Below are 11940 nucleotides of genomic sequence, written 5' to 3'. Positions count from 1 at the left end.
TTTAGGCGATGGTCGTGACGAGATCGTTGACGATGTTCTTCACGTAGGTGCGGTTGGACAGGATGTCCCGCATTTCTTTCAGGATGCGCTCGCGCTCGGTGCGTGCCTGTTCGGTCGCCTCGCCGCGGTCCTGCAGCGTATCCCATCGGCCGAAGAGCCGCAGAATCTGTGCTTCCATATCCCGCTGACGCTGCTCCAGCGTGGCGCGCTCGGATTGGAGGGTGGCGCGGAGCGCAGCGGCGGCGTCAGACGTCCGGTCGCTGGCGCGGAATTCGTCGAGCGTGTCCTGCAGTTCGAGGATTTCCTCGAAGAGGTCGGCCGGGGGCGTCGTACGGATATCTTTCACGGCGCCGGCTTCCAAGTCGAGGAGATATTCGGCGCGCTGGATCGGGTCCCGCAGCGTGCGATAGGCGGTGTTCAGCATGGCCGAGTTGCCGAGGCTGATGGTCTGCTCCGCATCGCTCTTATTCTGGTAAAAGTCGGGATGGAACGCCCGGCTCAATTCGTAGAACTTGGTTTCCAGCTTCTGTTGATCGATGGACAGGCGTCGGGGAAAGCCGAAGCAGGTGAAGTAGTCCAGTTCCTTCGATACCGGCTGAACCTTCACACAGCGGTCGCAGAAGTATTCTCCCGACACTTCGGACTGGCAGTGCCAGCACATGCTGCGGGCCATCTGCAGCTCGCGTCGATCGCTGGTGCCGGTGTTGTGGGTATGTCCATCCATCGGGCTGTCCGTTTACGCTGAAAAGGATTCTCCGCAGCCGCAGGTCTTGTTGGCGTTCGGGTTCACGAATTTGAAATTTCCGCCCATCAGATCTTTATGGTAATCCAACTGCGTGCCCTGAAGATAAATGGCGCTCTTGGCATCCACAATGATCTTTACGCCATCGAAGTCGTAGACCTGGTCGTACTGGCCGATCTTTTCGTCGAAGTTGATGGTGTAACTCAGGCCGGAGCAGCCGCCTCCTTTGACGCCCAGGCGAAGGCCGCCTTCTTCGATGCCTTGGACGTTGATCAGGCGCTTGATTTCCTTCAGGGCCGCGTCCGTGAGCGTGATGACCGGGGTCTGGGTTTCCGCATTCGTGGCGTCCATAGTGGGCTCCCTTCTGCCGTTACTTCGAGTCGGCTTTCTTCTGGTAGTCGGCCAGCGCCGCCTTGATCGCATCCTCGGCCAGGACCGAGCAGTGGATCTTGACCGGCGGCAGGTTCAGTTCCTGGACGATATCGGTGTTCTTGATCTTCTGGGCCTCTTCGATGGTCTTACCCTTGAGCCATTCGGTGGCCAGGCTGGAGCTGGCAATGGCGGAGCCGCAACCGAAGGTCTTGAACTTGGCATCGACGATCGTGTCGTTCTGGACCTTGATCTGGAGCTTCATGACGTCGCCGCACTCGGGCGCGCCGACCATGCCGGTGCCCACGCCTTCTTCGTCCTTCTTGAAGCTCCCCATGTTCCGGGGATTGTTGAAATGATCGACGACTTTGTCACTGTATGCCATAAAAGCCTCCTTGGTATCCCGTCGTTCGTGAAGCGTCGTTCGTTGTATGCGAGGTACGCTTCACGAGGCACGTTTCACGCCGTTCAGTGGGCCGCCCACTGAACGGATTTCAAATCGACCCCTTCTTTCGCCATTTCGTACAACGGCGACATTTCACGCAGCTTGGTCACAATCTCAATAACCTTCTTGATCGTGTAGTCAATCTCTTCGTCCGTATTGAAGCGGCCCAGGCCGAAGCGGATCGACGAGTGAGCGAGTTCCACACCGACGCCCAGGGCTCTCAGGACATAGGACGGTTCCAGCGTCGCCGAGGTGCAGGCGGAACCGGATGACAGGGCAATGTCCTTCATGCCCATCAGGAGCGATTCGCCCTCGACGTAGGCGAAGGAAATATTCAGGTTGTGCGGCAAGCGCTGGGTCGGATGGCCGTTGAGATAACTTTCTTCGAGGGCTTTCATGATCCCGGCCTGCAGACGGTCGCGCATCGCCGTGAGCCGGGCGGTTTCCGTGGCCATTTCCTGTTCGCACAGTTCGCAGGCCTTGCCGAAGCCGACGATCAACGGCACCGGCAGGGTGCCGGACCGCATCCCGCGCTCGTGTCCGCCGCCGTCCATTTGCGCGGCGATCCGCACGCGGGGGTTCTTCTTTCTGACATAGAGCGCCCCGACCCCCTTGGGGCCATAGATCTTATGGGCCGAGAAGGACATCAGGTCGATCCCCATGTCCTGCACATCGACGGGGATCTTGCCGACGCCTTGCGTCGCATCGCAGTGGAAGAGGATGCCCTTTTCCTTGGCGATCTTGCCGATCTCCTTGACCGGATTAATTGTGCCGATTTCATTGTTAGCGAGCATCACGGAGATCAGGACTGTCTTGTCCGTGATCGCGTTCCGCACGTCTTCCGGGTTCACCATCCCATACTTATCGACGGGCAGATAGGTCGCCGTCGCCTTGCCCTTTGCTTCGAGGGCCTTGGCTGTGTCGATGACCGCGCGGTGCTCCGTGGACGACGTGATGATGTGATCGCCCTTTTCCTTGTACATCTCCAGCACGCCCTTGATCGCCAGATTGTCCGATTCGGTGGCGCCGCTGGTGAAGACGATTTCCTTGGGATCCGCCTTGATCAGCTTGGCGATCTGCTTGCGGGCGTTCTCGACCGCTTCTTCAGCCGCCCAGCCGAACGCGTGGTTGCGGCTGGCCGCATTGCCGAACTTCTCCACGAAATAGGGCAGCATGGCGTCGAGGACCCGGGGGTCCATGGGGGTCGTGGAATGATTATCGAGGAAAATCGGAAGTTTCATTGTGCGACTCCTTGTGCCGTGGAAGACTGAATCGTAATCAGGGGGGTGCCCCCCAGCATGTCTTGCAGCGTCATATTACTGAGTAACTGGTAGATGCTGTCCTGAACCTTGAGCAGCGGCGTGCGGATGTTGCAATGCTCTCGTTGAAGGCAGGGTTCGCCTTCTTTTTCATGGGAACAATCCGTGATGCCCAGCGGCCCCTCGATGCCTTCCAGGATCTGCGCGATCGTGATCTGCCTTGCGCTGCGGGCCAGGAGATACCCGCCCTTGGGGCCGTTATGGCTTTCAATCAACCCGTTCTTGGCCAGGGTCTGAAGCACCTTGGCTAACAGTTCGAGCGGGATGTGGTACTCTTCCGCGATTTCTTTCGTGTTCACGACACGGCCGGGTGTCACGTCGCCGAATTGAACCGATGCGATGTGCTGGAGGGCCATGAGGGCGTAGTCGGCTTTTTTTGAAATCTTCAACATGGCTATTGCCGATCGATGGAGTCGGAGACTATAATGATCTCCGATCAATAAGGTCGGACTAAAGATACCACGCAACTTTCTGAGCTGTCAACGGGTTATTCCAAGGAATCATCAGGCAGAGAAGAGAAAGGAATGGGAACATGGGCGGGACAAACCCCTATATTGAGAAGGCGGAGTATGAGCTTCCCGAGAAGCCCTACACCATCACCTATGTAGCGGCTGACGGGGATGTCACCAAAGTGACGGTAGATCCCGCCAAGATTCCCTACGGAGAGACGGGGCTTCCGGGCAGCATCCTGGACATCGCGATGGCAAACGGCGTGGAATTGGAACATGTCTGCGGCGGGGTCTGTGCCTGTTCGACCTGCCACGTGATTGTGAAGCAGGGGCTGGAGAGCTGTAACGAGGGGACTGACGACGAGTTTGATCAGCTCGACGAAGCGCCGATGACCACGTTGCAATCACGTCTCGGCTGCCAGTGTGTCCCGAACGGAACCAAGGACATCGTGATCGAGATCCCCGCGGTCAACAAAAACCTCGTGAAGGAAGGCCACTAGCCTGATATTTACAGGCCGCTGACAACGCCGCGATTCTGTACAAGACTTTTCCCTGCGTGCTATAGATACCGGCCTTTCCACCCCTACGAATGAGATGACCGCATGACCCAAGTCCGTGTTCGTTTTGCGCCGAGTCCGACCGGGTTCCTTCACATCGGCGGAGTCCGCACCGCTCTGTTTAATTGGCTGTTCGCCCGGCAGCAGCAGGGCGTGTTTATTCTCCGCATCGAAGACACGGACCAGAGCCGGTCCACCGATGAATCGATCCAAGCCATCATCGAGGGGATGAAATGGGTAGGGCTCGATTGGGACGAGGGGCCCTATCGCCAAACCGAGCGCATGGAACTGTACCGCAGCCACGCCATGGCGCTGCTGGAGAAGGGGCAAGCCTACTGGTGCGTCTGCAAGGCCGAGGAACTCGAAGCGCGACGGAAAGAGGCGGAAGCGAAAGGGCTGTCACCCCGATACGATGGGCGCTGTCGCAATCTCGGGATCACGAATCCGCCGAGCGATGCCGCGCTGCGATTCAAAGCGCCGCAAGAGGGGCAGATTGTCGTCGATGATTTGATCAAAGGGAAGATCACGTTTGACAACAGCGCAGCGGACGATCTGATCATTCTCCGTTCCAACGGCTATCCGACCTACAACTTCTCCGTCGTGGTTGACGACGCGCTCATGAAGATCACTCATGTGGTGCGCGGGGACGACCATTTGACCAACACGCCGAGACAAGTGCCCATCTTCCAGGCTTTGGGGTTTCCAGTTCCGCAGTTCGGCCACTTGCCGATGATTCTCGGATCGGACAAGGCCCGGCTATCCAAACGCCATGGCGCCACGTCCATCATGGCCTACAAAGACATGGGTTATCTCCCCGAAGCGATGGTGAACTATCTCGTCCGGCTGGGCTGGTCGCACGGAGATCAGGAACTGTTCAGCCGGCAGGAACTGATCGAAAAATTTTCCTGGAAGAATGTGCAATCCTCTCCGGCTGTGTTCAATCCCGAGAAGCTGCTCTGGATCAACGCCGAATATATCAAGAGCAGCCCGCCCAGCCAGGTGGCGCAGGCGCTCGTTCCACTCCTGGACGCGGCCGGGTTGCAGGAACAGGTGAAGGCGATGTCGATGGACTGGCTGGCGCAGCTGGTCGTGCTGGTCAAAGAACGGGCTAAGACACTCGTTGAGATGGTGGAATGGGTGCGGCCCTACTTCGGCGAGTCGGTCGTCTTTGAAGAAGAGGCGGCCAAGAAGTTTCTCGCGCCGGCGATTGCGCCGGTGCTCGGCAAGCTGCTTGCCCGCTTTGAAGCGTTGCCCGCTTTTTCCAAGCAGGCATGGGAAGAATCCTTCAAGAAGCTCGTCGAAGAAGAGGGCCTCAAGATGGGCCAGCTGGCTCAGCCGGTGCGCGTGGCCTTGACCGGCAGGACTGCCAGCCCGGGCCTGTTTGAGGTCATGGAGGTCCTGGGCCGGGACCGGACCCTCCTACGCCTCCGGCAGGGGATCGAACGGGCGTCGGCCTAATCGGCGGAATTCTGCTAATAAATCCGCCGCGATCTTGACGGAATCACAAGCCGTATATTACTGTGGGCGTCGGTTGGGGGATCGTCTAGCGGTAGGACGTCAGTCTCTGGATCTGACTACCTAGGTTCGATTCCTAGTCCCCCAGCCAAAAACTCTTTCCCACGCCGTACTCTCAGATCGACGTCTTGGTTTCGTACCGCGCTGGGGGATCGTCTAGCGGTAGGACGCCGGCCTTTGGAGCCGGCTACCTAGGTTCGATTCCTAGTCCCCCAGCCATTTCTCGTTAATCACGTTTCGAATTCATTGTTCAAGCGCAGGCGGGGTCCGTTGGGCGGGCCTTGGTCTGATCGGCGGCCTACTGTCCACCATGGGGCGATTGCCGGTTCGCGCTGCTCTGCAAATCCATCTCAAACACGACCGGCCCGTTCGGGTTCTTGGGGTCCACGCGATGAGGCATCTGATCGACGGCCAGTTTGCCGAGCGGCACGGCGACGATGTGAGGGGCCTTGTCGGATGGATTGGAATAGAGCGCCAGCCGCACATTTTTCGGGCGCAGTTGCGGGGTGAGTTGCGGCTTGAGATCCGGCCCGACGAAGCCCACCACCATGGCACTGCCGTCCGCCAGCTTATGGATCTCGTAGGCGTTGGCGGCCGGGGCCACCCGGTTCAACATAACGTCGGGACTCTGTGTGACCAATGCCATGCCCAGCCCCTGCTGTGGGACAAACCCGAAGCTGTTGAGGGGAGCCTCCGAGAAACGGACCTGCGCGCTCTCAGCCTTCATCTCCATCACCCCGTTCTTGAGCCGCAGCTGGCGACGCAACTCGGATTCCGTACCGACGGTTTCGATGAATACCGCGGCCGGGGCCGCCTTCTGTGCGGGCAGGACCTCCGTCTTGCCGCCGCCTCGCGGGGCTGCTTGAACCGGAGCCGGGGCCAGGCTGGTCAGAGACAGACTGAGGGATGTCGTCAGCAGCACGACATGCAGGCTACAGGCAGTTCGTGAGAACATGATCGTTACGATGCTCCAGTGAGAGGTCAAGACATCTTTTCTATCAAGCCCAGCGGGCTGAGCGCAATGGGCGGCACTCAATGTGGTGGTCGCCGGGCGGGGAGGATCGGAGCAGGTGGGGCGCAGGGGTTCGCGGCAGGGTCGCGGAGGGCGAACTCGGCGATGCCACGCCTGCCATCGAGCTGGATCAGGCAGCATTCGTGCAGCATCTCCTTCAACCGTCGGCGGCCCCGTTGCACACGGGACTTCATGCCGGAGAGGGAGAGGCCCAGCCTGGCTGCGGCAGTCTGCTGCGTGAGGCCCTCCAGTTCGACGAGTCTGATCGCATCCCGGTAGTCTGCCGGGAGCTGCTCCACCATGGGGCGCAGGCAGCCTGCCAGTTGCGCGCGTGGCTCACCGGACTCGTCATCCTGCTCAGCCAGCGTCATCTGTTCCTCGACTTCCGGTGCAAGCCCGGCCGGCACTTCCCGCTGCCGGTGCGGAGCCCGGTAATAGTCGATAATGACATGGCGCGTGATCTGGAAGATCCAGGAAACCAGGCGGCGGGGATCCTGCAGGCTGTCGATCTTGTCATGGATTCGCAGAAAAACCTCTTGCAGAAGATCGTCCACCGCCGCGTCGGCCTCCACCCGCTTGGCGATGAAGGTGCGCAGCCGCCCGCGCACCTCCATCCAAAGATCCCGTACATCTTGCGTCATGGCTGCTTCTCCACAAGGCGTATCCCTACGCTACACGCCATCAGGAGGCGGTGCAAGTTGCGGCCTGTGCCGAGCCTGGGTGGGCCGGGACGCAGCAGCCTGTCTGGCTGAGCGTCCCCTCGATCCCCAGTTGCTCGTGCACCGTGAACACTTCCCAAGCGTTGCCATCGGGATCCGTGAACCAGAGCTTGTCCTGCCGGGCGAAACAGCAGGTCGTGTTTTCCTCGACCTTCTGGAGAATGCCGGCAGTCTGCAAACGGGCCTTCCATTCTATGATCTCTTCCGGGGAATTCACTTCAATACCCAGATGGTCGACGGAGCTGATTCTGCCCGTGGATGACACCAGCGACAGGTTCAGCGACGGGGCGGTCAGGTCGAACTTGGCATAGTCTGCCGTCTGCTTCTGCGGCGCCAGGCTAAATACCTTCCGATAGAACTCAACGGATGCGGGAACGTTTCGGACATCGAGTGATATATGGGGTCTCATGGGCTCCTCCTTAGTGACCGACAAGCGATGATTCACCTGCCTACTCCTAGAGACGGAACATCGCCCAAAAGGACGCAAGCTATGAGGAGGGCAAGCCGGCAGGTATAGGCATAAGGACGAATTGTTTGACTGGGATGTGCAGGGGGACCGGGCGGTAAATGCGGTAAATAAGGGGGTGGACATTCCGTACGTCCATGAATCCGGCATGAGTCGCGTCATGAGCCTGTCTTGTGTGCCGTTCTGTTGCCTGAGGATACCTAGGGTATCACCCTGGTTATTACCGTTTTGGTCGGGTAAACTCTTGCCGGGTTGGAACGCTGAGCGTCTATGCCGCATGTCATATCCGACACCCTTGCGGAATAATTCCAGACCCCGATCCTGCTGATGGCCGGCCTGTCTGTCCAGAATTGAGTGTATCGTTCGATGGATTGTTACTCGGGGCATTAGTGAGAGGCTGGCTGGATTCTTATTATAGTCTGTCCGTCGCCGGCACGGTGGCAGTGACGTTGTTCGGGCTGGTGGTTCTCTCGGCCTGGTTCACGACCAGGCGGAAGTTCATTCTCAGCGCGCTGCTCCTCCTCTGCGCCCAGTACATGCTCTGGCGCGGGCTCTATACGTTGAACACCGACAGTCCTGCGGGAATAGCGGTCAGCGGCACGGTCTATCTCGCGGAGCTCTACAATCTGGTCCATATCGGGTTTTTCGTCTATCAGGCCTGGGATTCCGTCGAGCGCGGCACGCCTCCGATGAAGTCCGCGCCAACCGTCGATATCCTGGTTCCCATTGTCCATGAACCGCTGTTTGTCCTGGAGCGGACGCTGGTAGGCTGCCTGGAGCAGGATTACCCGCGTGACCGGTTCCAGGTGCACGTGCTCGACGATGGTCATCGGGAGGACGTGGAACAACTGGCCCGGTCACTGGGCTGTCACTACCTCCGGCGTCCGAATCGTGGAGAATCGGCGAAAGCCGGGAATTTGAACTATGCGATCGCCCGTTCCCACGGACAATGCATCGCCGTGTTCGACACGGATCACGTTCCGGTTCGATCGTTTCTCAAAGAGACGGTTCCGTTTTTTGAAGATCCTGCGGTCGGGATCGTCCAAACCGCGCATCGCTTCTATAATCGGGATATCTTCCAGCGGAATCTGCGGCTGCAGCAGACGGTCCAAGATGAGCAGCGACTGTTTTTCCACGTCATTCAGCCTGGGCGTGATCGACACAATAGCGCCTTCTTTGCCGGCAGCAGCGGCCTGTTCCGGCGCAGCGCCTTGGAGGAAGTCGGAGGATTCCGGGAGGAAACCATCACGGAAGACCTGCATACCAGTTTCTTGGTCCATGCGAAGGGCTACCGGTCGTGCTACGTGAATCGAGAACTCTCGGCCGGTCTGCTGCCGGAAACGCTCCACGGCTATCTCACGCAACGCATGCGCTGGGCGACCGGGGCGATTCAGTTGTTGTTTCGGGCGAACCCCCTCACGACGCCGGGCTTAACGGTGGCGCAACGCTTCGATTATCTGGGGGCGATTCACTACTTTCTGTTCGGGTTGCCACGCATTATCTGTCTGGCGGCGCCCTTGCCCTGGCTGTATTTCGATATCCCCGTCTTGCGGGCCGATCCCCTCACGCTCGTCGTGTTCTTCTTTTCCTATTTCCTCGCCTTTCTCATGACGACCCACGCCGTGAGCAGGGGGATGCGCAGCGCCATCTGGTCCGACATCTATGAAACGATGCTGTGTTTCGCGGTGAGCCGAGCGGTCGTCAGCACGCTGCTTTCGCCGAGGGCGCGACGGCCGTTCGTGGTGACTCCGAAGGGAGAGCGGATGCCGGGCGCCCCGGTGCTGAATCGGCTGATGCTGCCGCATCTCGTGCTCTTCGGCCTGCTTGCTGCGGGAGTGGCTGTCGGCCTGGTGCGGGCCGCCGCATGGGACCTGTCACCGGGAATGGCCATCGGCGTCTTTTGGGCGGCCGTCAATCTGCTCCTCCTCGGCGCGGTGATTTCGACGGCGTATGAACCTCCGCAGCGGCAGCAATGCGTGCGCGTGCCGATGTATTTCCCCTGCGAGGTGCTTGCCGGCAACCGTCGTCTGAGAGGGACTACGAGCGACCTGAGCGAGCTCGGCGCGCAGCTGGTCGTGCCGGAACCCCTGGAGGCCTCCGCCGAAGGGCTGCTTGTGCGGTTTCTGCCGGATGGCGAGACCCCCGTTTCTGTGCGCGGATGGGTCGTTCGTCAGGAAAGAGGGGACACCCGGCAGTGCCGGGTCGGCGTGCAGTTCGGCACCCTGCCGGCAGAGACCCGACAGGCGCTGATCCGCCTGATGTTCTCGTCCCATCAGACCTGGCGGGGGGCCAGGCCAGCCACAGGGTTGTGGAAGAGTTTCTGGGCGGTCCTACAGGGGATTCCGTCGGCCTATATGCCGTATAAACCCAGCCGGCGGCGTGTTCCCAGGATTCCCTGCCTCCGGCGCGGTCGGTTGGTGGACGGGACGCGCCAGGTCGACGTGCAGTTGCGGGACATTTCCTACTCGGGCCTATCCTTGTGGACCCGACAGGCTCACTTTCTCGATCAGGACCACGTGGTCTTCCTGGAGTTCGATGCGATCAGGCTGAAAATACGTCCTCAGCGAACGGTCCCACAGAATGACGGCCGGTTGCTTGTGTGTTCAGTCGAGAGTGTCGAACAGGGAGAAGCGGAGTGGGCGGAGCTGCATCGGCATTGGTGGGACAAACTGTACGCTCTCACAGGGGGCGTGGCCGTACCATAGAGGCCGCGTAGCAGTCAGGAAAGCTGGATAGGGAGTGCGCAGGAAGCAAAACAAGAGAGGGGGAGACGATGTGGCTCCGTCTCCCCCTCTATGCAGAACAGGACTAGCGACGGGCGGCCTGATCGCGGCTGCAGCTTTGCTCTGCCAGCATCCTCTGCCCCGCGGTGGCGTCCTTGGGGATGCGCGCCTTACAAGCCTCCAAGGTATCTTCCACACCTCCTGCAGCTATACGGTCGATGCCCTGAGGCGGGACGTATGATGATCCCGTCGTCCCCTCACTCGCACAACCACCCACCAACATGCCCAACAATGCGATGACACCGAATGCCTGCACACGCCGATTCGTCATGGTGATACCTCTCCTCGTAATGATGAACGTCAATGGTCAACAAACCGGGCTATCCTACTCCCGATGCCAGGGGAAGAACAAGCCGGGAAGGGGCGCCGTGCGACCCGATCTCAGTTTGGAGCCCGCTCTCAAACCCAGCCAAGCCGCCGGGATGAGCCGCCGCGCAACGGGTGAGGACTGTTCGGGTTGTGCGTGTTACGGAGGGACGGGGAGCCATGAAGGAATGGGGGTGGAGGTCTCTCCCAGGAGAAGAAGAGATCGCATCATGGTCAGCAGGGAAGACTACTGCCAGAACCTCCACCCGTGTCCATTCCTGGTCCGCTCCCACAGTGCCGCTGACTCCGGCAGTGTTTAGAGCGGGTGGAGCGTCGTAATAAATCCGGCCCCACTCTGGGTCAGCTGCAAGCGGCCCAGCCGACTCAGGCGGTCTACTTCGATAAAGACCTCGGACCAATTCCATCTCGGCAGGCGTTCCGTGAGCTCATCCAATGTGCAGCCGGGATGAGCCTTCACCATATTGAGAATTTCCTCGGCCACTGTATCTTGTTCCAGCATACCCTTCTCCTTGGGGTTACGCGGATCTTCCTGGAAGCCGTGGAAGAGGCAAGTTGTATTCCCCTGAAGACGCGCCAGCGGACGACCAAAAGGATGTAGAAGAAATCAAACAAAGCAAAGAGATTGGAGCGAGAGACTTCACAAGCGCAGATGCTGAGGGAGGCACGTTAACGACTCTGTGCTGTTCTGCACGGTGCAATCTGAGCGAAATCGCTCAGTGGGTGGCCGGTGAAAGGCCCGCAAGAGCGGTCCATTCTGCATGTTTCACTCTCAGCTGAACGATGGCTGCATTGGGAAATCGGTGGCTCAGGGAAACGCCGCGCGCCGTAACGGTCTGAAGCTCATCAGACTGAGCAATCAGGAAGATTCTCGCCCCCTCCGTTGCTGTCTCGTCTGCTTGGTCGCTCAGCGACGGCGTATTCGCTGGTAAAGAAAATCCCGGACCAGCAAGACGACGATGATCAGGGGGAAGAGGAGCAGAGCGACGTACCAGCTTGTCCATAACGCAGGGTCTCGCATGATGAATCCCTCCTTGCATCGACTGCTACAGCAAGGCTCGTACCGATCGAGATCTTAAGTCACCTAATCTATATCAGGGCAAAAGATTGAAGGGACTCACAGGATATAGTGGTATCACCGTCCGGTGCTGAGAAACGCCGCGGAAGAAGCTGTGTCGTCAGAGACACAGCAAAGTGGGATCTGCATCACAATTTGTTCAGCGGATGAGATTGGCACCAG

13 protein-coding genes and 2 tRNA genes are annotated in these 11940 nt (G+C 59.4%); 5 read left to right on the top strand and 10 right to left on the bottom strand.

Annotated elements, in window-relative coordinates; all coding sequences use genetic code 11:
- Position 1: 1 nt before the first annotated feature.
- The 5 genes from hscB to ACO9S2_RS05680 form a co-directional block, all read right to left on the bottom strand.
- A complete protein-coding gene (gene hscB / locus ACO9S2_RS05700) occupies positions 2-724 on the bottom strand; it encodes a Fe-S protein assembly co-chaperone HscB (protein ID WP_423720982.1) in 723 nt (240 codons plus the stop codon).
- A gap of 12 nt (positions 725-736) precedes the next feature.
- Complete coding sequence (locus tag ACO9S2_RS05695; RefSeq protein ID WP_423720981.1) at positions 737-1093, bottom strand: HesB/IscA family protein; 357 nt, start codon at positions 1091-1093, stop codon at positions 737-739.
- Between the two features lie 19 nt (positions 1094-1112).
- Positions 1113-1496 carry a Fe-S cluster assembly scaffold IscU gene (gene iscU, locus ACO9S2_RS05690; protein WP_423720980.1) on the bottom strand — a complete coding sequence of 128 codons (384 nt, stop codon included), beginning with the start codon at positions 1494-1496 and terminating at the stop codon, positions 1113-1115.
- 83 nt (positions 1497-1579) lie between these two features.
- Positions 1580-2797 (bottom strand): IscS subfamily cysteine desulfurase, encoded by a 1218-nt coding sequence (locus ACO9S2_RS05685; protein ID WP_423720979.1) that lies wholly within the window; start codon positions 2795-2797, stop codon positions 1580-1582.
- Entirely contained in the window at positions 2794-3267 is a 474-nt protein-coding gene (locus ACO9S2_RS05680; protein WP_423720978.1) for an RrF2 family transcriptional regulator, read from the bottom strand. The genes ACO9S2_RS05685 and ACO9S2_RS05680 overlap by 4 nt, the downstream gene beginning before the upstream one ends.
- A gap of 140 nt (positions 3268-3407) precedes the next feature.
- Between ACO9S2_RS05680 and ACO9S2_RS05675 the strand changes: the two genes are divergently transcribed.
- From ACO9S2_RS05675 to ACO9S2_RS05660, 4 genes are all read left to right on the top strand, one after another.
- Positions 3408-3824: a 2Fe-2S iron-sulfur cluster-binding protein gene (locus ACO9S2_RS05675; protein ID WP_423720977.1), complete on the top strand. Its 417-nt coding sequence runs from the start codon at positions 3408-3410 to the stop codon at positions 3822-3824.
- Between the two features lie 102 nt (positions 3825-3926).
- Positions 3927-5339 (top strand): glutamate--tRNA ligase, encoded by a 1413-nt coding sequence (gene gltX / locus ACO9S2_RS05670; RefSeq protein ID WP_423720976.1) that lies wholly within the window; start codon positions 3927-3929, stop codon positions 5337-5339.
- Between the two features lie 74 nt (positions 5340-5413).
- Positions 5414-5487 (top strand) — tRNA-Gln (locus ACO9S2_RS05665).
- 54 nt (positions 5488-5541) lie between these two features.
- Positions 5542-5615: transfer RNA gene (locus ACO9S2_RS05660), tRNA-Gln, on the top strand.
- 79 nt (positions 5616-5694) lie between these two features.
- Here ACO9S2_RS05660 and ACO9S2_RS05655 read toward each other — a convergent pair.
- The 3 genes from ACO9S2_RS05655 to ACO9S2_RS05645 all read right to left on the bottom strand — a co-directional run bounded on the left by ACO9S2_RS05655 (position 5695) and on the right by ACO9S2_RS05645 (position 7536).
- Entirely contained in the window at positions 5695-6351 is a 657-nt protein-coding gene (locus ACO9S2_RS05655; protein ID WP_423720975.1) for a hypothetical protein, read from the bottom strand.
- 77 nt (positions 6352-6428) lie between these two features.
- Positions 6429-7049, bottom strand: coding sequence for an RNA polymerase sigma factor SigZ (gene sigZ, locus ACO9S2_RS05650; RefSeq protein WP_423720974.1), 621 nt, complete (start codon positions 7047-7049; stop codon positions 6429-6431).
- Positions 7050-7089: 40 nt separating this feature from the next.
- On the bottom strand, positions 7090-7536 hold the full coding sequence (locus ACO9S2_RS05645) for an ArsI/CadI family heavy metal resistance metalloenzyme (RefSeq protein ID WP_423720973.1): 447 nt from the start codon (positions 7534-7536) through the stop codon (positions 7090-7092).
- A gap of 446 nt (positions 7537-7982) precedes the next feature.
- Between ACO9S2_RS05645 and ACO9S2_RS05640 the strand changes: the two genes are divergently transcribed.
- Positions 7983-10298 carry a PilZ domain-containing protein gene (locus tag ACO9S2_RS05640; protein WP_423720972.1) on the top strand — a complete coding sequence of 772 codons (2316 nt, stop codon included), beginning with the start codon at positions 7983-7985 and terminating at the stop codon, positions 10296-10298.
- A 103-nt stretch (positions 10299-10401) separates the two neighbouring features.
- Here the strand turns inward: ACO9S2_RS05640 and ACO9S2_RS05635 are convergent, their stop codons facing one another.
- Positions 10402-10647 carry a hypothetical protein gene (locus ACO9S2_RS05635; RefSeq protein WP_423720971.1) on the bottom strand — a complete coding sequence of 82 codons (246 nt, stop codon included), beginning with the start codon at positions 10645-10647 and terminating at the stop codon, positions 10402-10404.
- A gap of 351 nt (positions 10648-10998) precedes the next feature.
- Positions 10999-11202, bottom strand: a complete 204-nt coding sequence (locus tag ACO9S2_RS05630; protein WP_423720970.1) for a hypothetical protein — start codon at positions 11200-11202, stop codon at positions 10999-11001.
- Positions 11203-11940 lie beyond the last annotated feature (738 nt).

The organism is Nitrospira sp. NS4, assembly GCF_049546785.1.
GTDB lineage: Bacteria > Nitrospirota > Nitrospiria > Nitrospirales > Nitrospiraceae > Nitrospira_D.
Note: the sequence above shows the minus strand (reverse complement) of the source record. Positions and strands in the feature narration are given on the sequence as shown.